Origin of the sequence: Mesorhizobium sp. M2E.F.Ca.ET.209.01.1.1 (genome assembly GCF_004010375.2) — a bacterium.
In the GTDB taxonomy this organism is placed as follows: Bacteria; Pseudomonadota; Alphaproteobacteria; order Rhizobiales; family Rhizobiaceae; genus Mesorhizobium.
Genome location: NZ_SADP02000168.1, coordinates 1 through 464 on the forward strand (window position 1 = coordinate 1; position 464 = coordinate 464).

Consider the following 464-nt stretch of genomic DNA (forward strand, 5'->3'; position numbering starts at 1 on the left):
GGTCAACCTGCTGAAGTTCTCGGACAAGAAGGCTGCCCACCTGATCAAGAAGGTGGTGGAGTCGGCAATTGCCAACGCCGAGAACAACCAGGGCGCCGACGTCGACGAGCTGAAGGTTCAGACCATCATGGTTGATGAAGGTCCGACCCTGAAGCGTTTCATGGCGCGGGCGAAAGGCCGCGGTACCCGCATCCTCAAGCGCACCAGCCACATTACTGTGGTTGTGGGCGCCGCCAAGTAAGCGGATAAGGAAAAGACCATGGGTCATAAAGTTCATCCGATTGGTATCCGCCTCGGCATTTCCAAGGACTGGAACTCCAAGTGGTACGCCAACAAGGCCGAGTTCGCCGGTTACCTGGCAGCCGACCTGAAAGTGCGCGAAATGCTGCGCAAGAAGCTGGCCCAGGCCGGCATCAGCAAGATCCTGATCGAGCGTCCGGCCAAGACCGCTCGCGTGACGATCC

At 58.8% G+C, this 464-nt stretch carries 1 protein-coding gene and 1 pseudogene; both read left to right on the plus strand.

Annotated features, from left to right (window positions below):
* The coding region (gene rplV / locus EN852_RS35125; RefSeq protein ID WP_135879621.1) for a 50S ribosomal protein L22 at positions 1-241 on the plus strand (241 nt) is incomplete at its 5' end.
* Between the two features lie 18 nt (positions 242-259).
* Positions 260-464, plus strand: a pseudogene (locus tag EN852_RS35130) (30S ribosomal protein S3); the annotation flags it as partial.